The sequence below is a fragment of the Microbacterium sp. Se5.02b genome (assembly GCF_019464375.1).
In the GTDB taxonomy this organism is placed as follows: Bacteria; Actinomycetota; Actinomycetes; order Actinomycetales; family Microbacteriaceae; genus Microbacterium.
In genome coordinates this window covers 3,279,289-3,303,558 of the sequence record NZ_CP080491.1, presented here as the reverse complement: position 1 = coordinate 3,303,558, position 24,270 = coordinate 3,279,289, and the positions used below count along the sequence as shown (strand labels likewise).

Genomic DNA, 24,270 nt, shown 5'->3' with positions numbered 1-24,270 from the left:
TGCTGCCGGGTCATGGGGCGCCCTGGCAGGGGTCTCCTGCCGACATCGCTGCGGCGGTCCGCGCCGCGGCCTGAGGCATCGTATCGGTGGACGGGGCTCGGGACTGGCGACGGTTCCCGGGACTGGCCACGATTCCCGGGACTGGCGACGATTCCCGGAACTGGCGACGATTCCCCGATCAACCTCGTCGATTCCTCCGCAGAACGTCACCTCCTCCGCAGATCGTCACGGCCCTTCTCACGTCTCGGGCATTCAGTCGCCGGAGTGCCCGACGATGGCGGCGCTCAGCGCGTCGACGGGGCCGCCTGCTGCGCGAGGATTCGTCAACAGCGTGAAGTCGATCTCGCCGAGGCGGGGCAGGCCGAAGGTGGGGCTCACGGGCACGAGGTCGGTCGGCACCATCGCCCGCGGGAGCACCGCGATGCCGATGCCGGCCCTGACGGCGGCGAGAGCCCCGTTGACGTCGCGGACGTTGCAGGTGATGCGCCAGTTGCGGCCGATGGACGCGAGCGCCTCGATAGCGGCGGCACGCGACAGGCTCGGGTCGGGGTAGGCGATCAGGGGGACAGGGGCCCCAGGGTCGAGCCGGGTGCTCTCGTGTGCGACCCAGACGTGCCGGTCCCGGCGGACGAGGCGGCCGGTCGGGAGTCCCGGTTCCTGCTTGACGTACACGAGGTCGAGCTGACCGGCGCGCAGACGGCGGGCGAGCGCCGGGCTCTGTCCCACCGTGAGCACGAGGTCGATCTGCGGGTAGAGGCGGCGGAACTCGCGGAGGATCGCCGGCAGCTCCGTGAGGGCGAGGTCGTCCGCCGAGCCGAAGCGCAGGCGACCGCGCATCGCCGACGTGTCGAAGTATGAGGCGGCGGCGTCGTGCGCGCTCAGGATGACCCGCGCGAAGCCGAGCATCGCCTCGCCGTTGTCGGTCAGCTCGACGGTGCGGGTGTCGCGCACCGCGAGCGTCCTGCCCGCGGCGCGCTCCAGACGGCGGATCTGCTGGCTCACCGTCGACTGGCTGGTCTGCAGCTGCTCGGCTGCGCGCGTGAAGCTGCGCGTCTCGGCGAGGGCCACGAAGGTGCGCAGCAGCTGGGGGTCGAACATCATTCACCTTTCGAATGAGTGATATGGCGATCATGACATGTCTGAATGGAGAGGTCGAGTCCTCCCTAGCCTGGACGCATCATGTCGATGACGCGCGATACCCCGATTCCCGACACCTCTCCCATCCCCGTGATCGTCCAGCGCGGCCGCAAAGACGTCCGCGCCACGCTCGCCGTCCGCAGCTTCCGCTGGGTCTTCGTCTCGATGCTCGTCGGATCGATCGGAGCGTGGGTCTCGCGCATCGCGCTGGACTGGCTGATCCTCGAGCTCACGGGCAGCGTCGCCGCTGTCGGCCTCGCCGTCACCTTCCAGTTCGCACCGATCCTGCTCTTCGGTCTGTGGGGAGGGTCGCTGTCGGACCGCTTCCCGCGGCTGCGTGTCATCCGCATCGCGAACAGCACGGCGGCCGGCGTCATGATCGCGCTCGCCGTGCTGGCTCAGCTCGATGCGCTGATGCTGTGGCACATCTACGCGGCGGCTGCCCTCGGCGGGCTCACGGCGGTGGTGGAGGGCCCGGCACGCTCGGCCCTCATCGCGCAGGTCGTCCCCGAGAGCGGCTGCAGACGGCGATCGGCATCAACGCCGCAGCGTTCCACACCGCCTCGCTGGGCGGCGTCTCGGCGAGCGGCGCTGTCCTCATCCTCTTCGGTGCGCCGTGGGCGCTGTCGATCTCCGCGGTCCTCGCGGTGCTGTCCTTCACCGCGTTGACGCGCCTGCGCGCCGCGGAGATCCCGCGCTTCGTGCGTGTGCCGGAACTCGGCACCGGGATCACGGCGGCGGCGCGCTACGCGTGGCGCAAGCCCGGCATCCGGTGGCCGCTCGTGCTCATGGTGTTCGTCGCGACCTTCGGCATGACGCAGAACGTGCTGTTCGCGGCCGCGGCGAGAGACGTCGGGTTCGACACCGGTCCGGGCGGGTACAGCCTGTACATGGCGGCCGGGGCGTTCGGGGCACTGCTCGGCGCTGTGCTGTCGACGCGGCGGCGGACGGTGGGCGTTCCCGTGGTGGTCACGGGAGCCGTCCTGTTCGCGGCGGCGATGATCGGCACGGCGTTCGCACGCATCGACGCGGTCTTCGTGCTGTCGGTGGTCGTGCTGTCGCTGCTGCGCGTGATGTTCGCGACGAGTGCCGAGGCGCTCGTGCAGCTGTCGACGAACCCGGCGATCCGCGGACGGGTCTCCGGGCTGTACCTCGTCATCGTCGCGGCGGGGCAGACCGTCGGGGCCGTCGTCGTCGGCGGCATCGTGCAGACGTGGGGGCTGTCGGCGGGGTTCCTCGTCGCCGGCGGTGTGCCCTTCGTCGCGGGGTGCGTCGTCGTGGCGCTGACGGTCCGCACGTGGGGTCTGCGGGGATCCGGCTCCGCGTGCGACGTGCGCGGCCCGAGGCGCCGTGACGATTCCCGGGGTCGATGACGATTCCCGGACGATCTCGGCCGATTCCTCCGCAGATCGTCGCCTCCTCCGCCGATCGTCGCGGAGGATCGTCACCGGCCGATGGTCGACAGGATCCCGGCCGTGTCGCTCATCGTGATCTGCGGCGGATACAGCCCCATGACGTGCAGCGCGGCCGCGTGGTTCTCGGCCGTCGAACCCGCGCACGCGTCCGCCGCGACCGTCACATGAGCGCCCGCGTCCGCAGCCGCGAGGGCCGTCGAGATCACGCAGCAGTCGGTCGAGACCCCGACGAGCACCACGTGGGCGCCGTGTCCGACGGCCGCCTCGAGCTCCGGACCCCACTTGCCGAACGTGGGGAGGTCGATGCTCGCGTGCGGGGAGAGTCCGGCGGCGTCGTCGACGAGATCGAACAGCGGATCCTCCGGCGGCTGGTCCGCGAACGGCCAGGCGGCGAAGTAGTCTCCCCACGAGGTGGTGCGGTCGGCGGTGGGCATCCACCGCGTGACCAGCACCCGGTCTCCGAAAGCGTCCGCGAGTGCGCGGATGCGCGGCACGACCTCGGGGAAGAACGGCGAACCCCACGCGGAGTCGGGGGAGGCGAAGATCACCTGCGGATCGATCACCACGAGCCAGGGTTCACCCGGCGCAGAAGAGCTCACACGTTCTCCTGGCGGCGGATCTTGGCGGCTCGTGCGAAGTACGTGACCAGGAACGACAGCACGAGTGCGAAGAACACCCCGAGGTTCGCGTATGCCCACTCGCCGTCCCTGCCGCCGATCAGGAACAGCAGATAGCCCTGCCAGTTGTTCCACGCGGCGTCTTCGGCGAAGTTGTTCACGACCAGGCCCCACCCGATGACGCTGGTCACGACCATCGTGACGATCGAGGTCCAGTCCCAGGCGCCGTAGCGACCCCGGCTGTCGAAGAGTGCCTCCTCGTCGTAGTCCTTCCGCCGGCGGAGGATGTCGGCGATCAGGATGCCCGCCCAGGAGGCCAGCGGAACGCCGAGCGTGATCAGGAAGCTCTGGAACGGCCCGAGGAAGTCGGTGGCGAAGAACACGACGAAGATCGTGCCGATCGTGAGGATCACTCCGTCGATCGCCGCGGCGGACGGGCGCGGGATGCGGATGCCGAGGCTCAGCAGCGTCAACCCTGACGAGTAGATGCCCAGCACCGCGCCGGAGACGAGCGCCAGCACGGCCGTGAGCAGGAACGGCACGAGCACCCACACCGGCAGGATCGACGCGAGCGCACCGATCGGGTCGGCCGCGATCGCGTTCATGAGCTCCTCGTCGGAGCCGCCGAGCAGCAGGCCGAACACCACCAGGATCACCGGGGCGACCGAGCCGCCGATCGTGTTCCACGCGACGATGGCCCCGTCGGATGCCGTGCGCTTCTGGTACCGCGACAAGTCGGCGGCGATGTTGATCCAGCCGAGCCCGAACCCGGTCATCACCATGACGAGAGCGCCGATCACCTGGCCGATGCCGCCGTCGGGGCGGGCCATCACGGCGGCGAGGTCTATCTCTGGCGCCGCGAGGATGATGTAGAGCACGGTCACGACGCCGGTGACCCACGTGAGCACCGACTGCAGCTTCATGATCGTGTGGTAGCCCAGCACGGATGCGGTGACGATCAGCGCGGCGACGATCACGGTCGCGATGATCTTGAGCGCGATGCTGTCGCCGTCACCGCCGAGCTGCGTGATCACGGTGGCGGTGGCGAGCACGGCCATGATCGCCAGGAACGTCTCCCACCCGATCGAGGTCAGCCACGACACGATGCCGGGCACCTTCTGACCCTGCACGCCGAAGGCCGCGCGGGAGAGCACCATGGTCGGCGCCGAGCCGCGCTTGCCCGCGATCGCGATCAACCCGCACAGCAGGAACGACACCACGATGCCGATGACCGACACGACGGTGGCCTGCCAGAACGAGATCCCGAAACCGAGCACGAACGACCCGTACGACATGCCGAAGACCGACACGTTCGCCGCGAACCACGGCCAGAAGAGGTCGCGGGGCTTCGCGGTGCGCTCCGACTCGGGGATGATCTCGATGCCCGCGCGCTCGATGAGTCCCGGCGTGATGTCCGTCATGGTCACATCCTGGCACTGCCGTGACCTCGCAGGGCGGACTTCGTGGAGCGGATCGCTCCCGCGTCGATCAGCCGGCGAAGAACGACTGCGCGGTGCGGGCGAGGTCGTGCAGGTCGGAGACCCCGGCGAGTTCGCGCGCGGAGTGCATCGACAGGATCGGGATGCCGACGTCGACCGTGCGGATGCCCAGGCGTGTCGCGGTGATCGGTCCGATGGTCGAGCCGCATGGAACGCTGTTGTTCGACACGAACTCCTGCGTGACGACTCCCGCACGCTCGCACCAGGTCCGCCATGACGCGGTGCCGACGGCATCCGTCGCGTACCTCTGGTTGGCGTTGAGCTTGAGGATGGGGCCGGAGCCGAGCACCGGCTGCACCACGGGGTCGTGCTTGGCGGCGTAGTTGGGGTGCACGGAGTGACCCACGTCGCTCGACAGGCACCACGATGACGCGTAGGCCTGACGCCGTGCCGACGAGTCGGCGCCGAGCGCCGCGTACAGGCGCTCGAGCACGTCTTCCAGGAAGGGGCCGGCTGCACCGGAGCGCGATGCCGACCCGAGCTCCTCGTGGTCGAAGGCGGCGAGCACGGCGATGGGGCTTCCGGCCTTCGCCTCGTGCGCGGCGAGGGCCACCACGCCGGCGTGCACGGAGGCGAGGTCGTCGAGGCGACCGGATGCGAAGAACGCACGGTCCTTTCCGAACACCGCCCCGCGCGCGGCGTCGGCGACCACCACGTCGTATCCGCGGATCTCGGCTGCGGAGACGTCCGCGGAGGATGCGAGTTCGGCGAGGATGTCGGCCTCGCTCGCGTCGCCGAGTCCCCACACGGGCTGCGTCTCGACCTGCTTGTCGAGCGCGAGGCCGTTGTTCACGCCGCGGTCGAGGTGGATGGCGAGCTGGGGGAGGCGCAGCAGGGGGCCGGTGTCGGCGAGCACGACGCGGCCGTCGGCGAGGGCGAGCCGCCCCGCGAGTCGTAGTTCGCGGTCGAGCCAGGAGTTCAGCAGCGGTCCGCCGTACACCTCGACCGCCGCCTGCAGCCATCCGCGCGACCCGGTGGTCGGCTGCGGCTTGAGCTTGAAGCCGGGGAGTCGGTGTGGGCGCCGAAGATCTGCACGGGAGTCGTCGCCGAGGCGTCTTCGGGTACGGCCCACGCGATCGTCGCGCCGTCGCGCACCACGACGAACCGTCCGCCGGCCTGTGCGGGCCAGGCGTCCTCCTCGTTCAGACGCGTGTACCCGGCGTCTTCGAGCCGTCGGGCGACCTCTGCCGCCGCGTGATAGCTCGAGGGTGAATCCGAGACGAAGTCGGCGAGGTCCTCGGCGTGGGCGAGGGCGACCGGAGTGACGGGCATGACGTGCCTTCCTGGAGACGGGCGTGCTTCGAGCGTAGTCGCGGTGTCCTGCCCTCCGATCCGCCGAGGGTGGCCGGGGCCCTCGTTTGCCGTGCGTTCATCCTGGCGCGTTAGGGTGGTCCCGATAGCGCCTAGGGTTCCGGGGTTCGCGCCCGTCTGGTCCGAGCGGCGCCACGGTCCTCCTCCGCAGGAGGGCCGTCATCTGACAGGACAAAAGCCCGGAGGACCCTGTTCGTCGCGCCGCGCGCCGGACGGAAGGGTCTCGTCGTGTCTCCGCTCGCGTTCGTCCTCGTCTTCGGGGCGGCCATCGCCCACGCCGCATGGAACGTCATCGCGCACGGCATCAGCAGGGCCGGCGCGCCGTTCCTCTGGTGGGGCGCGGTCGCCAGCACGCTCGTGTGGATCGGCGCCGTGCCGTTCACCGGCGGACTCGGCGCCGACGACCTGGGGTCCTTCGCCCTGGGCGTCGGCGTCTCGGCGGCGCTGCACGTGGCGTACATGACCGTGCTGCAGCGGGGGTATCGCGAGGGGAACCTCTCGACCGTCTATGCGACGGCGCGCGGTACCGGCCCTTTCCTGTCGGTGATCGTGGCGGTCCTCCTGCTCGGGGAGCGCCCATCGGCGATCGCGCTGATCGGGGTCGCGGCCGTGATCGTCGGCGTGGTCGCCATCGGCCTGGTCGACCGCGGCGGCTCCGGTCGTCGCGGTCGCATCGACCCCGGCATCCTCTTCGGCCTGCTCACGGGGTCGCGATCGCCGTGTACACGATCTGGGATGCGCACGCGGTGCGCACCTGGAACCTGTCGCCGGTGGCTTTCATGGTCGGCACGACCCTGCTCCAGGTGCCCTTCTACTCGATCGCCGTCCGTCGGAGATGGAACGCGGTGTGGGCGCTCGGCCGCACCCAGTGGCGCCGCATCCTCGTCTTCGGCATCCTGTCGCCGCTGTCGTACATCCTGGTGCTCACGGCCATCCAGATCGCCCCGGTCGCGCTCGTCGCGCCCCTGCGCGAGGTCAGCGTCGTCCTGGTGAGTCTGTTCGGGGTGTTCGTGCTGCGGGAGTCGAAGCCGTGGCGGCGGATCGGCGCGTCGCTCGTCGTCGTCGCGGGGATCGTTCTGCTGGCGATGTGACGGCGGCTGCGCGGCGCGGCGGGGGAGAGGTCAGCGGAAGCTGACGAGCCCGGCGTGCGCGGCGGTGACCAGGATCTGCACGCGGTCGCGCAGGTGCCACTTGGCCATCATGCGCCCGAGATGCGCCTTCACGGTGCCCTCGGAGACGATCAGCGTCTTGGCGATCTCGGCGTTGGACATGCCCTTCGCGAGGCACTGGAGGACTTCGGCCTCACGCTCGGTGAGCGGTTCGAGGGCGTCGGCATCCGCAGCGACGGGGGTGGAGTCGCGGACGTGCTTGATGAGCATCGACGCGATCCGCGGTGACAGCGAACTCGCACCGCTGTGCACCTCGCGGACACCGGTGACGATCTCTTCGGCGCTGGAATCCTTCAGCAGGTAGCCCGAGGCGCCGGCACTCAGCATCGGCAGCACGGTGTCGCTCCCGTCCAGCGTCGTCACCGCGAGAACGCGCACGTGCGGCCAGCGCTCGGCGATCACCCCGGTCGCTTCGATGCCGTCCATCTCGGGCATCTGCACGTCCATCATCACCACGTCGGGCTGCTCCCGCTCGACGGTGGAGATGGCCTCCACGCCGTCCTCCGCCTGCGCGATCACCGTGATGTTCGGGTCGCGCGAGACGAAATGCGACAGTGCCGAGCGCACCAGGGGATCGTCGTCGACGATCACTACACGGATTTCCTGCATGAGGGAAGCCTAACGGCGCGGGCGGCTGGCACACACGATGTGGACCTTTGGCCAAAAAGCTCTAGACGTGAGACAGATGTGCTCGCCGCGGATCGCCGAGAAGATGAATACAGACATCGACGAACAGTTAGAAAATGGAGGTGAACGTTATGACTTTCTGGCAGCAGGTTGGCAAGTTCTTTGGTCTCCACAGCTAGATTAGCTGGCGAATAGGAGATAGTGAAGCATGGCCTTCGACCAGTCGACCCGGGAATCCGCGGACAGTCTCCGCTTGACCCGAGGCGAGAAGCTCAGTGCGATCGAGCGCATCGTCGTTCTGGTGATCGTCACCATCACCATCGCCGCTGACGTCATCGGCTTCTTCACCACACCGGGTGTGAACCCGGTCGCGCTCCTCGTGAGCGTGGCGTCCACCGCGGCGTTCGCGCTCTATCTCTGGAAGCCGCTCATCGCGACATGCGCCCTCGGCGTCGTGTTCGCACTCTCGTTCATCCCCGGATCGGAACTCCAGGTACTGACCGCAGCCGCTGTCGCGGCTGGACTGGTCATGAGGCTGGGGTGGACTTCACTGATCCTCTCCTACACCGGCGCGTTCCTGGTCGCAGCGGCGCTCGTCGCCAACGGCGACGCTGAAGCCAATGTGAACGTCGCCCTCTACCTCGTCTTCGCCACGGTGGCGGGAGCTGTCGGGTTCGCCCTGCGGCTCGCCTTCGCCAGGGGCAGTCGTCTCGAGCGGGAGCTCGAGGAGCGTGCCGAACAGGAACGCCAAGCAGTGCTCGCCGAGCGACGATGGATCGCCGGTGAGCTGCACGACAGCATCGCGCACCACCTCACGGTGGTGGCGTTGCACGTGCAGATGCTCGAAGACCCGCAGACGAGCACCGACTCGCAGGAAGCGATCCGCGTCGCCGCGCGCAAGGCGATGACGGACCTCCGCTTCGTGATCGAACTCGCCGACGATGGACCGCAGTCGTCCAGCGTGCAGACGGGAGACCTCGCGGCGGCCATCGACGAAGCGCAGAGCGAGTTCGAAGCCGCCGGACACTCGGTGGTCCGCGAAGGCGACCCTCGAGACGAGCGCATCCCGCGCGCGGTCGAGATCGTGCTCGCACGCATCACGCGAGAGTCGGCCACCAACATCCTCAAGTACGCCGGCCAGGGGCAGGTGGAGATCCTCCTGTCCGTCGACGACGAGGTCGCGCACCTCACCCTGCGCAGTCCCTTGCCGACGACCCCGCGCCGCGAACTCTCCTCGAGCCGCACCGGCCTCGGGCGCATGGCCGAACGCGTCATGGGCGCAAGTGGCGAGTTCAGCGCCGGAGAGGTGGACGGGCATTGGGTCGTGTCGGCCCGACTTCCCGTCGTCTGATGCTCTAGAGTGGGCGAGCACGCACTTTCGGCGTTCGATAGACCCTAGACGAAAGTCTAGAAGAGTCTCGACGTTCGACTCTTCAGGGCCAGCCGCCTCCCTCCCTATTCTGGAGGTTCCCCAGATAAAGCGTCCCCAGCGCTGCGATCGCGGGCGCGGTCTTTCTGGCTTCTGAAACACTTGCGCGCTCGCGATCGCCTTCTGCGTTAACGGGCGCTTTTTTGCGCCGTGCCCGAGCGCCCGTGCCGCTACGCCCCGACCGCGCGCATGTAGTGCCCGTCCGTCGAGATCCCGGATGCGGCCACCGTGAACCGCACGACCTCGCTCAGATACCGGTCCTCGGAGGCTTCGAAGATCCGCCCCTCCGCGTCCCGAGACGTGCGGGTGAGGCGGAGGATCGGCGTGCCGCGGGGCACGCGGAGCAGCGCGGCATCCTGATCGTCGGCGGCGACCGCGTCGATCACGTGCTGCAGGGTGACGATCGGGTGGCCCACCGACGCCAGGTACTCCGTGATCGACACCTGATCGAGGTCGACGTCGAAGAGTCGGCGACCGGCGACCTCGGTGTAGGTCAGCCGTTCGAGCATCGTCGGGCGTCCGTCGAGCAGGCGCAGACGCACCACGCTGACGATCGTGTCGTCCACCGCGACGCCGAGGGCCGCCGCCCCGTCGCCGGCGCGTCGAAGGCTGAGCTCCTGCGTCTGCGCTCCCGGGGTCACGCCCAACTCGCGTGCCCATCGTGTGAACGGCACCGAGACGTCGACGGCCTGATTCGCCTTGCGCGCGACCACGCGCGCGGGCCGTCCGCGACTCGTCTCGATCAGGCCCTCGCTCCGCAACGCGGCCAGCGCGTTGCGGATCGGACCGCGAGACGTGCGCCACCGCACGGCGAGTTCGGCCTCGGTCGGAACGTCGTCGCCGGGGCGGAGTTCCCCCGCAGCGATCTGCGCGCGGAGGTCCTCGGCGATCTGGGTGTACACAGCTTCAGCCACATAGGTACATTACTTGGTCAGCGGGTCCCGAGGCGTGTGGGTTCCAGGAGTGTTCATTCAGGCGAATGCCGGGTGAACGGGCCCTGAACTCTTCCGAGTTAGGTACATATCTCGCTCCTTCACCTGAGAGAGTCTTCCGTGGATCAGCCCTCACACCCTTGAAAGGTCCTCATGAAGCTTCGCGCTCTCCCCGCCCTCGCCGGCGTCGCGCTCCTCGCCCTCGGTCTCGCGGCCTGTGCCGGCACCGCGGAGGCCACCGGCACCCCGGGAACCGACGAGTCGTCCGCTGCAGGCGGCTTCGCGGTCGACGAGAACACTCTCGTCTTCGGCGTCGTCCCCGACTCGGTCGACACCGAGACCAACTACCAGCCGCTCATGGACTACATCGCCGAGATCACCGGCAAGACCGTCGAGTACCACGAGTCCACCGACTACGCCGCCCTCATCGAGGCCGCGGTGGCCGGCAAGGTCGACGTCGCGTCGTTCTCCGGGTTCACGTACGTGACGGCCACCAACAACGGCGCCAAGCTCACCCCGATCTCCTCGATCGTGACCGCCGAGGGCCAGGAGCCCGGCTACTACTCGCAGGCGATCGTCCCCGCGGGCAGCGACATCAAGAGCATCGACGACTTCAAGGGCAAGAAGGTCTGCTTCGTCGACCCGTCTTCGACGTCCGGCTACCTGTTCCCGTCGTACAACCTCCTCAAGGCGGGCATCGACCCCAAGACCGACATCACACCGGTCTTCGCGGGCAAGCACGACGTCAGCGTCACCAAGGTGGGCGAGGGCGTCGAGTGCGAGGCCGGTTTCGCCGAGGACTCCGAGGTCGAGAAGTCCGACAAGGTGAAGGTCATCGACGAGACGATGGTCCCCGGTGCGCCGCTGGTCTACTCGTCCACGCTTCCGGACGACGTCTCCCAGAAGCTCATCGACGGCCTCTCCGAGATCACGATCGACGACATCATCGCCGCCGGCATCGACGGTGCCGACACCGACGCCTTCCGCAGCGTGTTCTACGCCACGAAGCCGGTGGATGACGCGTACTACGACCTGATCCGCGACATCTGCAAGGAGACCGAAGCGGAGCAGTGCCAGAGCTGATGACGTTCTGACCGGTCGCCGAGCGGGCGGAGGGGGCATGCGCTCCGTTCCGCCCGCTCGACGGCCATCCCTCGCTCGACGCCTCGACCGCCTGCACGACGACCGCTCGCCCCCGAACACCGGAAGATCCAGGAACCTGACATGACTGCATCCGACGCCCTCATCCGACTCGACGGCGTGACGAAGACGTTCGGGACGACCACGGCGCTCCGCGACGTCTCGCTCGAGGTGTCCCGCGGCGAGATCGTCGTGCTCCTCGGGCTCTCGGGCTCGGGGAAGTCGACACTGCTGCGCCACCTCGACGGCCTCGAGACGCCCACCTCCGGTGCCGTCGAGGTGCTCGGATCCGCAGTTCCCACCCTGAAGGGACGTGCCCTGCGCGAACTCCGCCGCAGCGTCGGGTTCATCTTCCAGCAGTTCGAGCTCGTCCCCTCGCTCACGGTGCTCGAGAACGTGCTCACCGGCTCGCTGTCGGGCGTGCGCGGCCCCCGCCTCGGGCTGTGGGGCTACTCGCGCTCCGCGAAGCTCACGGCGCTCGAGCACCTCGACCGCGTCGGGCTGCTCGACCGCGCCTATCAGCGCAGCGACACCCTGTCGGGAGGGCAGCAGCAGCGCGTCGCCATCGCCCGTGCGCTCATGCAGAAGCCGGCGATCCTGCTCGCCGACGAGCCGGTCGCCTCGCTCGACCCCGAGTCGAGCGAACAGGTGATGGCTCTGATCCGTGAGATCGCCGCCGACGAAGGACTCACCGTGGTGTGCAGCCTGCACCAGGTCGACCTCGCGATCTCCTGGGCGGACCGCATCGTCGGGCTCCGCCACGGGGAGGTCGTGCTCGACACCCCGACCGGCGACCTCACGAAGGCGGAGGTCATGGAGATCTACGGACGCGTCGCGACGACGACCGCCGAGATCCGCGCGGTGCAGGAAGAACTCGTCGAGGCGGCAGCGCAGGTGGCCGCATCATGACGACTCTCGGTGCGCCGACAGGGGCGTCGACGCGAGGCGGGGGCCCCGACCCCACCGGCGGGCCTGCAGGCCCTGAGCCGGGCGGCGTCGCGGACCGGGCGCCGAAGCGACCGGTGTCGCCGGAGCGCATCGCGGCATCGCTGACCCTCGTCGCCCTCGTCGTGCTCGGCATCATCGCCGTGCGCGACGTCGACATCTCGATCCCGGCGATGGTGCAGAGCTGGGGCAACGCCGAGAACTTCATGGCCCGCGTCGGCGGACTCTCCTTTCCCGAACCCGCCGACCTCGCGTGGCTGATCGCGCTCACGGTCGGACTCGTGCTCGTCGGCACCCTGCTCGCCGCCGTGCTGTCGGTGCCGATCGCCTACCTCGCCGCGTCGAACACCACGCCAGGGAACGGCTGGCGCGCCGCCGCACGGTTCATCGGCGTGCTCACCAGGGCACTGCCCGACGTCGTGCTCGCGATGGCATTCGTGCTGATGTTCTCGCTCGGAACACTCCCTGGCATTCTCGCGATCGGCATCCACTCCATCGGGATGATCTCCAAGATGTTCGCCGATGCCATCGAGCAGATCGACGAAGGACCTCGCCTCGCGATCCGCGCCGCCGGTGGATCGAAGATGCAGGAGTTCACGGCCGGCATCCTCCCGCAGGTGCTGCCCAGCTGGGTGGCGACCGTGCTGCACCGCAACGACATCAACCTGCGGGGGAGCGTCGTCCTCGGCTACGTCGGCGTCGCCGGCCTCGGCCTCGAGATGTCGTACGCCTTCAAGTCGCTCAACTACGGCAAGGGACTCGGGATCGCGCTGGTGATCTTCATCCTCTGCATCGTGATGGAGATCGTCTCGAGCATGGTGCGCGGCGCGATGCTCGGCGAGCAGAAGCACACCCGCTCGTGGATCGACCGTCTGCTGCACCCGCGTCTCGGCTACCGTACGACTCCGGCGTCCACAGACCGTCCTGCCTGGGCGACATCTCCGCAGACAGCCGTGCGGCGCCCGTGGACCGCCCAGCGTGTGCGCCACACGATCGCCGGCGTCGTCGCCGTGCTCGTCGTGATCGGCAGCGTCGTCGTGAGCCAGATCAACTGGATGGACCTCTTCACCTTCTGGGCCAAGCTGCCGGAGGTCGCTGCGAGGTTCTGGCCGCCGTCGTTCGGCAACTACGACGCGAGCGCCATGTTCCAGGCGATGCGCGAGACCATCGCGATCGCGCTCGCCGCGACCGTGCTCACCCTGCTCCCCTCGCTCCTGCTCGGTTCGCTCGCTGCCCGCAACGTCGCCCCGAACCCCGGAGCGCGCGGCACCGCCCGACTGCTGCTCGTCGGCATCCGCGGCATCCCCGAGCTGATCCTCGCGATCGTGCTCGTGGTCATCACAGGTCTCGGCGCCCAGGCGGGCGTCATCGCGCTGGCGATCGGAGGCATCGGCCTGCTCGGCAAACTCATCGCGGACTCCTTCGAAGAGGTGGACCGTGGACCGGAGCGGGCCCTCCGAGCCGTCGGAGCGACCCGACTGCAGACCTACGCCTCCGCCACCGTGCCGCAGGGGATGCAGGCGCTCATCGGGCACAGCTTCTACATGCTCGACACGAACATCCGCGCCGCGACGATCCTCGGCATCGTGGGCGGCGGCGGCGTCGGGTACTACCTGCTCAACGCCAGCCAGGGCTCGCGGTATGAGACCGTGACCGCGATCGTGCTGATGATCCTCGCCACCGTGCTCGTTGTCGAAGGCCTCGCGATGTGGATGCGGAAGGTGTTCAAGTGACCCGCGCCGTCGATGCGGCCGACGTGGTCGTGGTCGGCTCCGGCATCGTCGGGCTCGGCGCGGCCTATGCCGCCGTCCGTCGCGGGCTGCGCGTGATCGTGCTCGATCGCACCGATGCGCCGGTCGGGGCGACGATCCGCAACTTCGGCCACCTGTGCATCGCTGCGCAGGGAGGAGAGGCGCGGCGCTATGCCGACCTCTCGCGGGAGCTGTGGCTGCGGCTCGCCCGCGATGCGGGATTCTGGCTGCGCGAATCCGGCACCATGGTCGCCGCACGGCACGACGACGAGATCGCGGTGCTCGAAGCTGCGGCACGCGACGGCGGCATACGGATGCTCGACACATCCGAACTCCTGCGCCTCGCGCCGTTGCGCGCAGAGGGGCTCGTCGGCGGCGCGCACATCGAGAGCGATCTGCAGACCGACCCCCGCACCGCTGCCGCCGCGATCGTGCGGCACCTCGCGGCGCTGGGCGTCGACTTCCGCTTCCGCACCGCTGTCACAGCGGTGGGGGCGGGCCACGTCGAGACCACCAGGGGATCGATCAGCTGCGGCGGTGTCGTCGTCGCCGTCAATCACGACATCGACCAACTGCTGCCCGACGTGGCGGAGCGGCACCATGTCGACCGTTGCGCGCTCGACATGGTGCGGGCCGCCGTCTCGTTCCCGCATCCGCTCGCCGCGCCGCTGCTCACGGGCTGGTCTCTCGTGCGGTACGGCCGCTTCGCGGACACCTTCGAGACCGCGGTGCTCCGCGAACGTCTGCACGCCGAGCGCCCTGAGCTCGCCGCCATCGACCTCAACCAGATGTACACGCAACTCCCCGACGGCACCCTCATCATCGGCGACTCGCATGCGACATCGGCCGCGCCGGCGCCGTTCCAGCCCGAGACGGCGTTCGCCGCGTTCCTCGCCGAGGCGGAGGCGCTGTTCGACGCGCCGCCGCCCCGGGTGATCGAGCGCTGGCAGGGCGTGTACGCCAAGGGGCCCCAGGAGTTCCTGATCGACCGGGGCGATGACGGTGTGCTCGTGCTCGCCGCGACGACCGGCATCGGGATGACGACCGGCCTCGGTCTGGCTGAAGAGAACCTCGCCGCCGCCTTCGGGTGGGCAGCAGCAATGGAAGGAACATCATGATCACTCCCCTCGAACTCGTCGTCCTCGACATGGCAGGGACGACCGTGCGCGACGACGGCGTCGTGGAACAGGCGTTCCAGCGGGCGGCCGAGCGCACCGGCGTCGCTGACCGGATGCCGTGGGGCGAAGCCCTCGAGTACGTCCGCGAGACCATGGGGCAGTCCAAGATCGACGTGTTCACGTATCTCGCAGCCGGTGACCGCGCGGCGGCGGCCCGTGCGACCGCCGCGTTCGAGGACGCCTACGCCGAGATCGTCGCCGAGCAGGGTGTCGCCGAGATCCCGGGTGCGGCCGACGCGATCCAGGGGTTGAAGGATGCCGGACTCACCGTCGTGCTCACGACGGGGTTCGCCCCCGTGACCCGCGACGTCCTGATCACGGGCCTCGGGTGGGAGGGCCTCATCGACCTCGCGCTGTCACCCGTCGACGCAGGGCGCGGGCGTCCGGCACCCGACCTCGTGCTCACGGCACTGCTGCGCACGCAGACCTCGTCTGTCGCTGCCGTGGCCATCGCAGGAGACACGGTCAGCGACATCGAGTCCGGGCGCAGGGCCGGTGCGGGATTCGTCGCCGGTGTGCTCACGGGCGCGCACGATCGACCCGCACTGAGCGCGGCGGGAGCCGATGCCGTGTTGAGCGATGTCACCGCTCTCGCCCCGGCTCTCGTCCAGCGCGAGCTGCTTCCGCTCGTCGCGACCTCCTGAGGTCGGCATGGGAACGCTGCTGATCCGTCCCCCGGTCACCGTCGCGACGTCGCTCTGCGCCCGGCGGCGACCGCCATGGTCTGGATCGGCGAGGGCCACCCGCACGAGACGATCGCCGTTCCCGGAGTGGCACTGGCCGACGGCGACGTGCTGGTGGCGGTCGAGATGTCGACGATCTGCGGCTCCGACGTGCACACTGTGCAGGGTCGCCGCCATGCGCCGACGCCCCTCGTGCTCGGGCATGAGAGCGTGGGCCGGGTGATCGCCACGGGCGATGCGGGGGCGACGACGGTCGACGGTACCTCCCTGCGCATCGGCGACCGGGTGGTGTGGTCGGTGACGGTGTCGTGTGCGCACTGCGACCGCTGCACGCAGGGAATGCCGCAGAAGTGCCGCACGCTGGGCAAGTACGGGCATGACCGCGTCGGAGCGCACGGAGACCTCACTGGCGCGTTCGCGAGCCACGTGCAGCTGCGGGAAGGAACCGCGATCGTCCGCGTGCCCGAGGCGCTGCCGGCCTCCGTGCTCGCCCCCGCGTCCTGTGCGACCGCGACGGCGTGGGCCGCGGTGGCGAGGGCTGCACGCGATCGCGACCTCGACGGCGCGGCGGTCCGCGTGCACGGCGCCGGCCTGGTCGGGCTCTCCGCCGCGGCGATCGCGGCCGAGCAGGGTGCGACGGTCGAGGTCCTCGACCCGAACGTCGATCGCCGAGCGTTCGCGGGGCTGTTCGGGGCCACGGCTCTCGACCGCGACCCCGACGTCGTGATCGAAGCCTCCGGACACGCGGTGCGTCAGGCGCTCGATGGCGTGGCCGTCGGCGGCACTGTCGTGCTGGTGGGCAGCGTGTTCCCCGCCGAACCCGTCCCGCTCGACGCGGAGAGCATCGTGCGACGGCTGGTCACCGTCGCCGGCATCCACAACTACACGGGGACGGATCTGGCCGAGGCCGTCGCGTTCTTGGCCGGCCGCGGCCGCGCCTACCCGTTCGGCGACGCCGTCGGTGCGGTGCGCTCGCTGCTCGACGTCGATGCGGCTCTGGTCGAAGCGGCGGCTCCCGGCGCACCGCTGCGGGTGGGGCTGGTGCCCGGTCACTGAGCGGCGGTCTGCTCCGGGTGCGAGCCGCCTCGGCGGGGTCCCGCGGGTCGCAGCGCCTCGGCGTGGAACGCGAGCAGCCGGACGGCGGCCTCGACGCTCGTGTCCAGCACGTCGTCCGGTGCGCCCGTGAGCGCCAGCCGACGATGCCCGACGCCCTCCGCGGTCGCCCAGCCGAGATACACCGTCCCCGGCTCGTGACCTCCCTGGGGGTCGGGACCGCCGACACCGGTCGTCGACACCGCGATGTCGCCGTCGAACAGACGCAGCGCCCCGGTCGCGAGCTGCTCGGCGCAGGCGGACGAACAGGGGTCGGTCCCCGGCGTCAGCCCCAACACCCGTTCCTTGACATCGGTGAAGTACGCGACGATCCCCCGGCGAACCACTCCGAGGCGTCGGCACCCGCACCCACGGTGTTCGCCAGTCGGCCGGAGGTGAGCGATTCGGCGACGCACACGCGGAGGCCGCGCTTCTGCGCGAGTTCGCTCAGGTGATCCAGGGGAGAGTCTTCCGTCGTGCTCACCGCGAGATGCCCTCCACGGTCCGGCCGGTCGTGGCCGCAGACAACGAGCGGGCGATGTCCGCCTGGCTCACGATCCCCACCAGCCGGTGGTCGGCGATCACCGGGAGGCGACGGACCTGGTGCTCCTGCATGCGATCCAGTGCGACGTGGATGTCGTCGTCCGCGTCGACGGTGATGGGCGTGCCCTTGGCGAGTGCGGCGGTCGGAGTGGTCTCCGGATCCATCCCGAGGGCGATGGCCCCCACCACGATGTCACGGTCGGTGAGCATGCCCTTGAGGCGGCTGTCCTCGCCGCAGATCGGCAGCGCTCCGACGTCGAGGTCGGCCATGACCGATGCCGCGATGCTCAGGGAATCGTTCACTCCGATGCAGCGTGGGCTCGTGGTCATGATGTCGCGGGTGATGGTCATCGGCTTCCCCTGTCGTGTGTCTGTCCGTGTCGCCGAGGCTATGACGTCTCGGCGCTGCGCCCGGGGGGATTGACAAGCGGGCGGCGCAGGATCAGGGACCCTTGGTCGAGTCCGCTCCGTCGGAGGCGTCGTCGGCATAGTCCGGGCGCGGCGGTTGCAGCGGCTGGTCGGAGTATTCGCCCCCGAGTCGTCCGCCGTAAGGGCGCCCGTGGTCGGCGAACTCGTCGCGCGCGAAGACGAACTCCCACGGGCCGGCGGTGAACCGCGACCCGGTGCGCAGCGTCTCGGTGCTCTCGCCGGCATGCGTCGCGTCGGCGCCGGGGTTGGAGTTCATCTCGCCCTCGCCGTGCAGAGTCACCACGTACTCGTCCCGTTCGTCGTGCGTGATGGTCGCGTGCACGGGGTCGGTCCCCTCCAGGCGGAGTTCGTTCCCCTCGGCGGACCCGATCCGCACGGTGTCGGCCTCGATCGCGAACTCGGTGCGCTCGTCGTCTCTGGTGATGCGCAGGCGAGGGTTTCCCGCACCCCACTCGGCGTGCGTCGTCGTGGGTGTGTAGCCCTCGTCAGGGCGGTCGTCGATGTGTCGTTCTTCGGTCATGGCATGCCCTCCTCGGCGTCGGGCTTACGACGTTAGGCCTCCGAAGCGACGCCGCCGAGGGGGTTGACTTCACACGGGTGCGATGTCCGCTTCCTCAGTCTCCCCGCCGGCGGTCGCGCCGTGCGGGATCATGTCGGCGGTGAGCAGGGTGATGCCGCCACTGGAGTTGGCCGAGTTGGCCATCGCCGCGATCCATTCGGGGCGGAGCTCCGGCGGCTCCGGCTCGTCGAAGACGAAGCGCAGCGGGATCGACGGATGCAGCCAGATCGTCGAACGCCCTACCGGATGTCCTTCCGGATGCCGCCAGGATAGAGTGAAGCTCTCGTTCCTCCGTAGCTTGGTCGCGATCACCACTTTGAGGTGAGCCAGAGCCAGATCGTCGATCTGTATCGGGTTCTCCGCGCTGTGGTAGTAGAGCATGCCCATGGGCCTACGCTACTCAGAGGAGGACGATTCCGACAGCGCCGTGTCGGGTTAACAGTGGATCGACGGAGGAGTGTTCCGAGATGGGCAAGTTCATCTACGAGGGCGGAGTGAAGACCGAGATCGAGGATCGCGCACTGACGCACCTCCAGCTCGTGATCACCGCAAAGCTGCGGCGCGGCGAGCCGTTCCCGTTCAGCTGGCGCGAAGACGCGAGCGTCGGCGGCGGACGCACGACCGTGTGGATCCAGCCGGGGAGTTCCCTCGTCTTCAAGTACTTCGGCAGCCGCCAGCCCTCGATCAACCGTGCGTGGATCGAAGCGCTCGCCTTCACCGCGAACGCGCCGAGCGGCCTCTACCTCGTGCCCGAGCCGGCCGAGGCGGGAGAGGAACCCGGTTCCGGCGAGGTCCCGGTCACACCACCGGTCTAGTCCGCGCCGATCCGCCCCACGTCCGACAGTCCTTCGACGGCGAATGGACGGGACATGATCGCGTCGATGCCCGTCACGGTCACCCAGCCGTCAGCCAGGAGAGCCGCGTCGCTGCCTTCTTCCGGGGTGTTCGGCAGCTCCTCGACGGCCAGTCGGATGTAGTGCTCCTCGGCTTCGGCCATGGTCGTCTGCACGATGCCGAAGGGGGCGAGCGAGGCCTCGGAGAAGCCGCGTGTGGTGGCACTGTTCGGCGCGTTGACATTGATCACGGTGCGCTCGGGCGCCGACTGGAGCCCGGGGAGCAGTCGCATCGCGGCCGCGGCGGCCGCATCCCAGTGGAACTCCTCGGGGTGCATTCCGACGTCGAGCGACACGGCCATGCCCCTGGCGCCGTTGAGTCCACCGGTGAGGGCCGCGCCGACGGTCCCCGAGTGCAGGATGGCGCGACCGACGTTCGCGCCGTGATTCACGCCGGAGAGCACGAGGTCGACGGCGGCGCCGAACGCCCGCGCGCGGCGATCAGTGCGATGAGCCCAGGACCGCCGTGCACCGCGTAGGCGGGGACCTCCTCGAGACCGGGGAGCGTGCGCGTGTCGACCCGGACGCGGCCGTCCTCCTCGGCGGCGATGATCGAGGCGCCGGCACCGCTGGACTGCCGCACGGGTGCGGCGATCACGATCTCGAGGCCGGCGCTGCGTGCCGCGTGCGCGAGTGCGGCAAGGCCGGGAGCGTCGATGCCGTCGTCGTTCGTGATGAGCGCGCGGGTCATGAGGTCTCCTCTTCGGCGGGTTCGGCCAGGGCGGCGAGTGCGTCCGGACTCACACGGCTGGTGGGGCGGCTGCCGGCATCGTCGAGTTCGCGTACGGCGACGCCCTCCCTGAGCCGCAGGATGGCGTCGGGGTCGCCCGTGCCGAGCCCATGGCGGGTCACGTTCACCGCCCCGGCGGCGGCGCCCAACGAGATCGCCTGCCTGGCCGACTCCCCCGGGCGAGGCCCGCCACGACGCCGGCGGTCAGGGAGTCCCCAGCGCCACGATGCTCGTTCTCCTCGAGACGGGGAAGCGAGACCTCGACGAGGCCCTGATCATCGAGCAGGAGCAGGGATTCGCCCGCTCTGGTCACGATGACGGTGCGCGCGCCGCGGGTGCGCAGCTCGCGCATGGCCTGGGCGAGCGCTTCGATCGAGGAGTCGGCGGCGAGGCCGTCCGAGATGAGTTCCTCATGGCTGACCTTGATGACGTCGGCATGCCCGTCCAGCACGGCGCTCAGGCGCTCGCCGGCGAGGTCGGCGACGACGAGGCGATCCTCCCCGCTCAGGTCGAGCGCGAGACGGCGGTAGATGTCGGCGGGGAGCGCCTCTTCGCCGGCCGGTCCGCTGAGGATGATCACCCGGGAGTCGGAGCCGTTGTGCAGCACCGCGCCGTACAGGTCGTCGAGGGCATGACGGCCGATGGGGTCGCCCTCCTCCTCGGCGATCGGGACCCGGCCCCCATCCCGGCGATCGTGGACGTACGCGGATCCGCGGCCGTCGCGCTCGACCGCGACCACCTCGATGCCCTCGTCGTCCTCCAGCAGGTGTCGCAGCACGCGCCCCACCTCGCCGGTCAGCACACAGCACATCGTGACCGTGACCCCGAGCCGGCGCAGCATCCGTGCCTGCCAGACGCCCTGGCCGCCCGCGTGCACGTGGATCTCAGCTCCCTGCGGGTGGTCCTCGACCGTGATGGTCAGTGTCGGTGACGGCGCGAAGATCGTGACATCGCTCATCTCATCCTCCTGTCCTCCCTCCCCACGGTACGGGTCGCGGTGGCGGCGCATGCAGGGGTTGACCGCGGACGGTCGCGGCACCCAGGGCTGTCAACCCCCTGCCGCGGAGAGCGGGGGTCGAGACAGGCTCGGGAGCACCCATCGAGACGGGCACCAGCGACACGAGGAGCGGACATGACGGACACCACCCCCGACCCCGAGACCACGGATCCCCGGCACGCGCACCGTGAGGACGGTTTCCCCGACCAGCGGCAGGATCAGCCGGGACTCACCGAGCAGACGAGGCCAGAGCCGGATCACGGTGAGAACACCTACGCCGGCCACGGACGCCTCGAGGGCCGTCGCGCGCTCATCACCGGCGGCGACTCCGGTATCGGTCGGGCGGTGGCGATCGCCTTCGCACGCGAGGGCGCCGACGTGGCGATCGCGCACATGCCGGAGGAGCAGGACGATGCGGAGGACACGCTCGCCCTCGTCCGCGAGGCGGGGCGCACCGGGGCGGGATTCGCGGGAGACCTGCGCGACGAGGCCTTCGCGACCGGCGTCGTCTCCGATGCACGCAGCGCCCTCGGCGGACTCGACGTGCTCGTGCTCAACGCCGGTTACCAGCACGACATCGAGGGATTCGAGACCCTGTCGACGGAGCGGATGCGGCGCGTGTTCGACACGAACCTTGCCGGGCTGCTGTTCACCGCCCGCGAGGCGTACCCCGACCTCGAGCCGGGCGCCAGCATCATCGTGACGGCATCCGTCCAGGCCTTCAACCCCTCGCCGGGACTCATCGACTACGCCATGACCAAGGCCGCCCAGGTGGCTTTCGTGAAGGCGCTCGCCGAAGAGGCGGGTCCCCGGGGATCAGGGTCAACGCGGTTGCTCCCGGCCCGATCTGGACTCCGCTCATCCCGGCGACCGGGTGGGACGCGGAGCGACTCGCGACATTCGGTGCCGACACGCCCCTCGGTCGGGCGGGGCAGCCGGCAGAGCTCGCGGGGGCGTACGTGTACCTCGCGTCGACGGAGTCGTCCTACACCTCGGGATCGGTGATCGCGGTCACGGGTGGGAAGGCCCTCTGACGCGGGGCCGCCGACGCGGTACCCCTGGCGGGTGAGGCGCCGGGCGCCGACCTAAGCTTGTCTGGTGCACAAGCCCGCCGCCTCCGGCCCCCTCGTCGGGGTGGCACTCGTCATCGGATCCTGCCTCTCCCTCCCGTTCGGTGCGGCGGTCGCTGCACAGCTCTTCCCCGTGCTGGGGCCGTGGGGCGTGACCTCCTTGCGGGTCGCCATCGCGGCGCTCCTGCTGGTCGTCATCGTGCGGCCGAGACCCGGGAGGTGGACGCGCGCGCAGTGGCTCGCCGCCGTGCTGTTCGGCGTCTCGCTGGCCGCGATGAACGGCTTCTTCTACGCCGCGATCGACCGCATACCGCTCGGCCCCGCGGTGGCGATCGAGTTCCTCGGACCGCTCGTGCTGGCCGCCGTGCTCACACGCCGCCTCGCCGACGCCGCATGGGTGGGAGTCGCCCTGCTGGGCATGGTCGTCCTGGGGGTCGACGGTCTCATCGGGGCCGAACCCCTCGACCCCCTCGGCGTCGTGTTCATCCTGATCGCCGCGGGGTTCTGGGTCATGTACATCCGGATGAGCGCACGCGTCGGGGCGCTGATCCCGGGGAACAGCGGTCTGGCCATGGGACTCGTGGTCGCCGCCGTGCTGCTGATCCCGGTCGGGGTCCCGGCGGCTGCCACGGTCGCGATGGACCCGCAGCTGCTCCTGCTCGCCGCGGTCACCGCTGTGCTCTCCTCGGTGATCCCGTACAGCTTCGAACTCGCGGCGCTGCGACGTCTTCCCCAGCGGGTGTTCGGCGTGCTGCTGAGCCTCGAACCTGCCTTCGCCACTCTGGCGGGCTGGCTGATCCTCGGGCAGGACGCCACGCCGCTGCGCATGCTCGCCGTTGCCCTCGTGATCGCCGCGAGCGTCGGCACCACGCTCGGTGTCCGGAGGGACCGCCGAGACGGCGGCCCCTCCGGACCCTTCACCGCGCCGATACCGCTGCCCGACTGACCGCAGGCGTCGGCAGCGGATGCCGGCGGCGCAGGATGACGCGTTGCACGAGCGTCCACACCACCGTGACCGTGAGGTAGAGCGCCGCAGCGAGCGGGACGAACGCGGCGAACACGGCCGTCAGGTAGTGCATCGCCGAGACCACGCGCAGCATGGTGGGGGAGTTCAGGGGTGAGTCGTCGCCTTCGACCGGCGTGGGCCGGAACACCCGGCGCGTGACCTCGGCGACCGCGATCATCACGGCGAGCAGCACTCCGTACACGAGGAACGTCGCGGGCGTCGCCGTCCCGCCGAAGAGCGCCGACACCAGGCTCGTGCCGAGCGGGGCGCCGAACAGGTCGTGAGCGAGGAGCTCGTTCGGGTGCCCGGCGATCTCGGGGCGGAGGAACAGCGTGTAGAGGATGCCGACGACGGGGGCCTGCGCCAGCACCGGCAGCATGCCGGCGAAGGGAGAGGTGTTCTCGGCGCGGTACAGCGCCATCATCTCCTTCTGCAGACGCTCGGGGTTCTTCTTGTGGCGGCGCTGCAGCTCACGCAGCCTCGGGGCGAGGCGCGCTCTGGTCTGCTCGGCCTTGGCCTGGGAGATGCCGACAGGGATGAGCAGTGCCCGCACAATCAGGGTGACGAGCACGACGGCGAGTGCCGCGGCCGATGCCCCGGCGACGGGGGTGAGGAGGTCGGAGAGTCCGGTCAGCGCACCATAGGCGGCATCGAGGAGGGCGGCGAGTGGGAGAAAGGCAAAGAGGTCCATGGAAGTGTCCGTTCGTGGTGTCGGGAGGGTCGGCGAAGGCCGCGCTGTCCCGAATGAACGGACTACGCGGCGGTCGCGACTCCCGGCGCCCGAGGGCGGGGGTGACCAGCGGCATCGGGGTCGCTCTGCGTGAGGAGCGTGCCGACGTCGATCGCCCGCAACGGATGCGGGGAGTCGGCAGAGGCCTCCGGTCGCACGCTCAGCACGATCGCGAGCGTCAGGGCCGTCACGGCGAGGAGGGCGATCGCGAGGCCGAGAGCCGCGGCGTCGGGCATCGAGACGAGGCCGAGCGCGGTCGCGACGAAGCTCAGCATCTGCCCGAACCACTCGCTCATGTGCGCGCTCCCTCCTGCAGCGAGGGTAGCACCGAGACGTCACCCCCGATCGTCACGGTCGACCGCGCGGGTACGCCGCGGGCGTAACGTCG

Annotated in this window: 24 protein-coding genes and 4 pseudogenes; 12 read left to right on the top strand and 16 right to left on the bottom strand. The window is 69.8% G+C overall.

Features of this window, described 5'->3' with window-relative positions; genetic code table 11:
- Nucleotides 1–252: 252 nt before the first annotated feature.
- Nucleotides 253–1,098, bottom strand: coding sequence for a LysR substrate-binding domain-containing protein (locus tag K1X59_RS16525; RefSeq protein WP_183150840.1), 846 nt, complete (start codon nucleotides 1,096–1,098; stop codon nucleotides 253–255).
- An 81-nt stretch (nucleotides 1,099–1,179) separates the two neighbouring features.
- On the opposite strand from K1X59_RS16525, the pseudogene K1X59_RS22955 reads away from it, so the two are divergent.
- Nucleotides 1,180–2,510 (top strand): annotated as a pseudogene (locus tag K1X59_RS22955) (MFS transporter).
- 71 nt (nucleotides 2,511–2,581) lie between these two features.
- Here the strand turns inward: K1X59_RS22955 and K1X59_RS16515 are convergent.
- From K1X59_RS16515 to K1X59_RS16505, 3 genes and pseudogenes are all read right to left on the bottom strand, one after another.
- Entirely contained in the window at nucleotides 2,582–3,151 is a 570-nt protein-coding gene (locus K1X59_RS16515) for a cysteine hydrolase family protein (protein WP_183150838.1), read from the bottom strand.
- A complete protein-coding gene (locus K1X59_RS16510; protein ID WP_183150837.1) occupies nucleotides 3,148–4,590 on the bottom strand; it encodes a cytosine permease in 1,443 nt (480 codons plus the stop codon). Before K1X59_RS16510 ends, K1X59_RS16515 begins: the two co-directional genes overlap by 4 nt.
- 67 nt (nucleotides 4,591–4,657) lie before the next feature.
- Nucleotides 4,658–5,940: pseudogene (locus K1X59_RS16505) on the bottom strand (M18 family aminopeptidase).
- A gap of 758 nt (nucleotides 5,941–6,698) precedes the next feature.
- Here K1X59_RS16505 and K1X59_RS21815 point away from each other — a divergent pair.
- Complete coding sequence (locus K1X59_RS21815; RefSeq protein WP_244632117.1) at nucleotides 6,699–7,070, top strand: EamA family transporter; 372 nt, start codon at nucleotides 6,699–6,701, stop codon at nucleotides 7,068–7,070.
- A 30-nt stretch (nucleotides 7,071–7,100) separates the two neighbouring features.
- Here the strand turns inward: K1X59_RS21815 and K1X59_RS16495 are convergent, their stop codons facing one another.
- Nucleotides 7,101–7,757, bottom strand: coding sequence for a response regulator transcription factor (locus K1X59_RS16495; protein WP_244632116.1), 657 nt, complete (start codon nucleotides 7,755–7,757; stop codon nucleotides 7,101–7,103).
- Between the two features lie 271 nt (nucleotides 7,758–8,028).
- On the opposite strand from K1X59_RS16495, the gene K1X59_RS16490 reads away from it, so the two are divergent.
- Entirely contained in the window at nucleotides 8,029–9,126 is a 1,098-nt protein-coding gene (locus K1X59_RS16490) for a sensor histidine kinase (protein WP_244632115.1), read from the top strand.
- A gap of 248 nt (nucleotides 9,127–9,374) precedes the next feature.
- Here K1X59_RS16490 and K1X59_RS16485 read toward each other — a convergent pair whose 3' ends face one another.
- The gene (locus K1X59_RS16485; protein WP_244632114.1) at nucleotides 9,375–10,118 is read right to left on the bottom strand and encodes a GntR family transcriptional regulator; all 744 of its coding nucleotides are present in this window, start codon (nucleotides 10,116–10,118) and stop codon (nucleotides 9,375–9,377) included.
- A gap of 171 nt (nucleotides 10,119–10,289) precedes the next feature.
- On the opposite strand from K1X59_RS16485, the gene K1X59_RS16480 reads away from it, so the two are divergent.
- The 6 genes from K1X59_RS16480 to K1X59_RS16455 all read left to right on the top strand — a co-directional run bounded on the left by K1X59_RS16480 (nucleotide 10,290) and on the right by K1X59_RS16455 (nucleotide 16,889).
- Nucleotides 10,290–11,219, top strand: coding sequence for a phosphate/phosphite/phosphonate ABC transporter substrate-binding protein (locus tag K1X59_RS16480; protein WP_183150835.1), 930 nt, complete (start codon nucleotides 10,290–10,292; stop codon nucleotides 11,217–11,219).
- 141 nt (nucleotides 11,220–11,360) lie between these two features.
- On the top strand, nucleotides 11,361–12,185 hold the full coding sequence (gene phnC / locus K1X59_RS16475; RefSeq protein WP_183150834.1) for a phosphonate ABC transporter ATP-binding protein: 825 nt from the start codon (nucleotides 11,361–11,363) through the stop codon (nucleotides 12,183–12,185).
- Nucleotides 12,182–13,954, top strand: a complete 1,773-nt coding sequence (gene phnE / locus K1X59_RS16470; RefSeq protein WP_244632113.1) for a phosphonate ABC transporter, permease protein PhnE — start codon at nucleotides 12,182–12,184, stop codon at nucleotides 13,952–13,954. Before phnC ends, phnE begins: the two co-directional genes overlap by 4 nt.
- Nucleotides 13,951–15,090 carry a TIGR03364 family FAD-dependent oxidoreductase gene (locus tag K1X59_RS16465; protein ID WP_220173596.1) on the top strand — a complete coding sequence of 380 codons (1,140 nt, stop codon included), beginning with the start codon at nucleotides 13,951–13,953 and terminating at the stop codon, nucleotides 15,088–15,090. Before phnE ends, K1X59_RS16465 begins: the two co-directional genes overlap by 4 nt.
- A complete protein-coding gene (locus K1X59_RS16460; protein ID WP_220173595.1) occupies nucleotides 15,087–15,794 on the top strand; it encodes an HAD family hydrolase in 708 nt (235 codons plus the stop codon). Before K1X59_RS16465 ends, K1X59_RS16460 begins: the two co-directional genes overlap by 4 nt.
- Nucleotides 15,795–15,869: 75 nt before the next feature.
- Nucleotides 15,870–16,889: an alcohol dehydrogenase catalytic domain-containing protein gene (locus tag K1X59_RS16455; RefSeq protein ID WP_220173594.1), complete on the top strand. Its 1,020-nt coding sequence runs from the start codon at nucleotides 15,870–15,872 to the stop codon at nucleotides 16,887–16,889.
- On the opposite strand, the pseudogene K1X59_RS16450 reads toward K1X59_RS16455, so the two are convergent.
- The 4 genes and pseudogenes from K1X59_RS16450 to K1X59_RS16435 all read right to left on the bottom strand — a co-directional run bounded on the left by K1X59_RS16450 (nucleotide 16,883) and on the right by K1X59_RS16435 (nucleotide 18,843).
- A pseudogene (locus K1X59_RS16450) lies at nucleotides 16,883–17,343 on the bottom strand (CinA family protein). The gene K1X59_RS16455 and the pseudogene K1X59_RS16450 overlap by 7 nt on opposite strands.
- Before the next feature lie 62 nt (nucleotides 17,344–17,405).
- On the bottom strand, nucleotides 17,406–17,819 hold the full coding sequence (locus tag K1X59_RS16445; RefSeq protein ID WP_183150833.1) for a CBS domain-containing protein: 414 nt from the start codon (nucleotides 17,817–17,819) through the stop codon (nucleotides 17,406–17,408).
- Between the two features lie 91 nt (nucleotides 17,820–17,910).
- Entirely contained in the window at nucleotides 17,911–18,417 is a 507-nt protein-coding gene (locus tag K1X59_RS16440) for a hypothetical protein (RefSeq protein WP_183150832.1), read from the bottom strand.
- Between the two features lie 69 nt (nucleotides 18,418–18,486).
- Nucleotides 18,487–18,843 carry a hypothetical protein gene (locus tag K1X59_RS16435; RefSeq protein ID WP_183150831.1) on the bottom strand — a complete coding sequence of 119 codons (357 nt, stop codon included), beginning with the start codon at nucleotides 18,841–18,843 and terminating at the stop codon, nucleotides 18,487–18,489.
- 80 nt (nucleotides 18,844–18,923) lie between these two features.
- Between K1X59_RS16435 and K1X59_RS16430 the strand changes: the two genes are divergently transcribed.
- Complete coding sequence (locus K1X59_RS16430; protein WP_183150830.1) at nucleotides 18,924–19,271, top strand: ATP-dependent DNA ligase; 348 nt, start codon at nucleotides 18,924–18,926, stop codon at nucleotides 19,269–19,271.
- On the opposite strand, the gene K1X59_RS21810 is transcribed toward K1X59_RS16430, so the two are convergent.
- From K1X59_RS21810 to K1X59_RS16420, 4 genes are read right to left on the bottom strand one after another with little or no spacing between them, the layout of a single operon-like run.
- Nucleotides 19,268–19,741: a 5'/3'-nucleotidase SurE gene (locus K1X59_RS21810; protein ID WP_258566894.1), complete on the bottom strand. Its 474-nt coding sequence runs from the start codon at nucleotides 19,739–19,741 to the stop codon at nucleotides 19,268–19,270. The genes K1X59_RS16430 and K1X59_RS21810 overlap by 4 nt on opposite strands.
- Complete coding sequence (locus K1X59_RS21805) at nucleotides 19,738–20,040, bottom strand: 5'/3'-nucleotidase SurE (RefSeq protein ID WP_258566893.1); 303 nt, start codon at nucleotides 20,038–20,040, stop codon at nucleotides 19,738–19,740. The genes K1X59_RS21810 and K1X59_RS21805 overlap by 4 nt, the downstream gene beginning before the upstream one ends.
- Nucleotides 20,037–20,201, bottom strand: coding sequence for a hypothetical protein (locus K1X59_RS21800; RefSeq protein WP_244632110.1), 165 nt, complete (start codon nucleotides 20,199–20,201; stop codon nucleotides 20,037–20,039). Before K1X59_RS21800 ends, K1X59_RS21805 begins: the two co-directional genes overlap by 4 nt.
- Before the next feature lie 2 nt (nucleotides 20,202–20,203).
- Nucleotides 20,204–21,037 (bottom strand): PfkB family carbohydrate kinase, encoded by an 834-nt coding sequence (locus K1X59_RS16420; protein WP_244632109.1) that lies wholly within the window; start codon nucleotides 21,035–21,037, stop codon nucleotides 20,204–20,206.
- Nucleotides 21,038–21,211: 174 nt separating this feature from the next.
- On the opposite strand from K1X59_RS16420, the pseudogene K1X59_RS16415 reads away from it, so the two are divergent.
- Nucleotides 21,212–22,110, top strand: a pseudogene (locus tag K1X59_RS16415) (SDR family oxidoreductase).
- Nucleotides 22,111–22,174: 64 nt separating this feature from the next.
- Nucleotides 22,175–23,092, top strand: coding sequence for a DMT family transporter (locus K1X59_RS16410; protein WP_220173593.1), 918 nt, complete (start codon nucleotides 22,175–22,177; stop codon nucleotides 23,090–23,092).
- On the opposite strand, the gene K1X59_RS16405 is transcribed toward K1X59_RS16410, so the two are convergent.
- Entirely contained in the window at nucleotides 23,064–23,843 is a 780-nt protein-coding gene (locus tag K1X59_RS16405; RefSeq protein ID WP_220173592.1) for a YidC/Oxa1 family membrane protein insertase, read from the bottom strand. The genes K1X59_RS16410 and K1X59_RS16405 overlap by 29 nt on opposite strands.
- A 62-nt stretch (nucleotides 23,844–23,905) precedes the next feature.
- The gene (locus K1X59_RS16400) at nucleotides 23,906–24,178 is read right to left on the bottom strand and encodes a DUF6412 domain-containing protein (RefSeq protein ID WP_183150827.1); all 273 of its coding nucleotides are present in this window, start codon (nucleotides 24,176–24,178) and stop codon (nucleotides 23,906–23,908) included.
- Nucleotides 24,179–24,270: the final 92 nt, after the last annotated feature.

What these genes read in the sequence shown, in the direction of transcription:
- K1X59_RS16525 (WP_183150840.1), bottom strand. Translation starts at nt 1,098, where the DNA reads ATGTTCGACCCCCAGCTGCTGCGCACCTTCGTGGCCCTCGCCGAGACG.
- K1X59_RS16510 (WP_183150837.1), bottom strand. Translation starts at nt 4,590, where the DNA reads ATGACGGACATCACGCCGGGACTCATCGAGCGCGCGGGCATCGAGATC.
- K1X59_RS16495 (WP_244632116.1), bottom strand. Translation starts at nt 7,757, where the DNA reads ATGCAGGAAATCCGTGTAGTGATCGTCGACGACGATCCCCTGGTGCGC.
- K1X59_RS16480 (WP_183150835.1), top strand. Translation starts at nt 10,290, where the DNA reads ATGAAGCTTCGCGCTCTCCCCGCCCTCGCCGGCGTCGCGCTCCTCGCC.
- phnC (WP_183150834.1), top strand. Translation starts at nt 11,361, where the DNA reads ATGACTGCATCCGACGCCCTCATCCGACTCGACGGCGTGACGAAGACG.
- phnE (WP_244632113.1), top strand. Translation starts at nt 12,182, where the DNA reads ATGACGACTCTCGGTGCGCCGACAGGGGCGTCGACGCGAGGCGGGGGC.
- K1X59_RS16460 (WP_220173595.1), top strand. Translation starts at nt 15,087, where the DNA reads ATGATCACTCCCCTCGAACTCGTCGTCCTCGACATGGCAGGGACGACC.
- K1X59_RS16455 (WP_220173594.1), top strand. Translation starts at nt 15,870, where the DNA reads ATGGTCTGGATCGGCGAGGGCCACCCGCACGAGACGATCGCCGTTCCC.
- K1X59_RS16445 (WP_183150833.1), bottom strand. Translation starts at nt 17,819, where the DNA reads ATGACCATCACCCGCGACATCATGACCACGAGCCCACGCTGCATCGGA.
- K1X59_RS16440 (WP_183150832.1), bottom strand. Translation starts at nt 18,417, where the DNA reads ATGACCGAAGAACGACACATCGACGACCGCCCTGACGAGGGCTACACA.
- K1X59_RS16435 (WP_183150831.1), bottom strand. Translation starts at nt 18,843, where the DNA reads ATGGGCATGCTCTACTACCACAGCGCGGAGAACCCGATACAGATCGAC.
- K1X59_RS16430 (WP_183150830.1), top strand. Translation starts at nt 18,924, where the DNA reads ATGGGCAAGTTCATCTACGAGGGCGGAGTGAAGACCGAGATCGAGGAT.
- K1X59_RS21805 (WP_258566893.1), bottom strand. Translation starts at nt 20,040, where the DNA reads ATGACCCGCGCGCTCATCACGAACGACGACGGCATCGACGCTCCCGGC.
- K1X59_RS16420 (WP_244632109.1), bottom strand. Translation starts at nt 21,037, where the DNA reads ATGAGCGATGTCACGATCTTCGCGCCGTCACCGACACTGACCATCACG.
- K1X59_RS16405 (WP_220173592.1), bottom strand. Translation starts at nt 23,843, where the DNA reads ATGGACCTCTTTGCCTTTCTCCCACTCGCCGCCCTCCTCGATGCCGCC.
- K1X59_RS16400 (WP_183150827.1), bottom strand. Translation starts at nt 24,178, where the DNA reads ATGAGCGAGTGGTTCGGGCAGATGCTGAGCTTCGTCGCGACCGCGCTC.